Origin of the sequence: Streptomyces triticirhizae, assembly GCF_003696235.1 — a bacterium.
Taxonomy (GTDB): Bacteria; Actinomycetota; Actinomycetes; order Streptomycetales; family Streptomycetaceae; genus Streptomyces; species Streptomyces triticirhizae.
In genome coordinates this window covers 1-1,308 of the sequence record NZ_RFFJ01000393.1, presented here as the reverse complement: position 1 = coordinate 1,308, position 1,308 = coordinate 1, and the positions used below count along the sequence as shown (strand labels likewise).

General features: G+C 74.4%; 2 protein-coding genes and 1 pseudogene. 1 reads left to right on the top strand and 2 read right to left on the bottom strand.

The window, feature by feature from the left end; genetic code table 11:
- Positions 1-135 precede the first annotated feature (135 nt).
- On the bottom strand, positions 136-330 hold the full coding sequence (locus tag EBN88_RS29885; protein WP_122400087.1) for a hypothetical protein: 195 nt from the start codon (positions 328-330) through the stop codon (positions 136-138).
- A gap of 45 nt (positions 331-375) precedes the next feature.
- Entirely contained in the window at positions 376-852 is a 477-nt protein-coding gene (locus EBN88_RS29880) for an Asp23/Gls24 family envelope stress response protein (protein ID WP_122400086.1), read from the bottom strand.
- Between the two features lie 219 nt (positions 853-1,071).
- On the opposite strand from EBN88_RS29880, the pseudogene EBN88_RS29875 reads away from it, so the two are divergent.
- A pseudogene (locus EBN88_RS29875) lies at positions 1,072-1,308 on the top strand (hypothetical protein); the annotation flags it as partial.

Here is a 1,308-nt window from a genome sequence, read left to right as displayed (position 1 = left end):
GGCCGCGCGGCGCGGGCGGGTCGGCGCGCGGCGCGCGCAGCGCCTCGCGCGCCGCCTGGCGGGCGAGCTTGGCCACCACCCGGTCGGAGATCCGGGTCGTGCCGCGCTGCGCTGCGGGTACCCGCTGTTCCACCGTCATCGCCGCCGGTCGCCGCCGCGTTCCCTGACCCGGAAGAAGTCGCCGGGCTCCAGGTCGCCGTCCACGAACCGGCCGACCACGAAGCCGATCGCGCCCAGCGCCGCCACCAGCAGGAACGCCGCGAACCCGCCGAAGTATCCGGCGAAGCCCAGCGCCATCCCGGCGATCATGCCGATCACCGCCATGCTCATCTCGCACTCCTCACTCAGTCGTCACGGCCCCCCGGGTGACCGCGCCTACTGAAGCGGCGGCCGTTCGTCGTCGTCCTCCTCGTCGTCGGGCAACTTCACGTCGACGACGTTGATGTTGACCTCGACGACCTCAAGGCCCGTCATCCGCTCGACGGCCGCGATGACGTTCTCCCGTACGGTACGGGAGACTTCGGCGATGGAGACCCCGTACTCGACCACGATTTCGAGGTCGAGCGCGGTCTGCACCTCGCCGACCTCCGCCTTGACGCCTCGGGTCACGGAACGGCTGCCGCCGGGGACGCGGTCCCTGACGGCGCCGAAGGTGCGGGCGAGTCCGCTGCCCATGGCGTGGACGCCGACAACGTCGCGGGCCGCCATGCCCGCGATCTTGGCGACCACACCGTCGGCGATCGTGGTGCGGCCCCTGGTGGCGGGGTCGCCGGTGCCCCGGCGCGTGCCGAGTGCCCTGCCGGACGGTTCGGTCCCCTGCTCGGTCCCGTTCTCCGTGGTGGTGTCGGTCACTGTGCCATCGCCCCTTTCCCGACGGCGGCTGAGGCCGCCGTCTTGACGCCACACTAAGCGCGGCCGACCGTCCGTCCCCCGCGCGGCCCCCCGAACGGGTGGCACGCCCCGGGCGGCCACGGCCAACCTCTAGGACATGCTGTACCCAGCCCTGGCCGGTTGAGTACGGCTCCCCGCGACCGGGGAGTGGGCAGGGCGCGAAACGGAGGGCGGCAACTCATGGGCGACGACGGCCTGTTGACGGCGATGCGGCGGCAGCTGGGCCTGGGCAGGCTGCTGCCGCTGGGCGAGGACGGCACCTGGGGCGCCTGGCTGACGGAACGTGCGGCGCGCGCGGCGCTGGTGAACGCGGTGGCCGTCGCCGTGCCCGGCGTGCGGCTCGACGCGCTGCGGCTGGGGCTGGCCGGCGAACCGGCGGGGCACCGGCCCGACGACGCGCCGCCCGAGCCGCCGGGC

Coding starts and splice junctions, on each gene's coding strand:
- EBN88_RS29885 (WP_122400087.1), bottom strand. CDS start 330: ATGAGCATGGCGGTGATCGGCATGATCGCCGGGATGGCGCTGGGCTTC.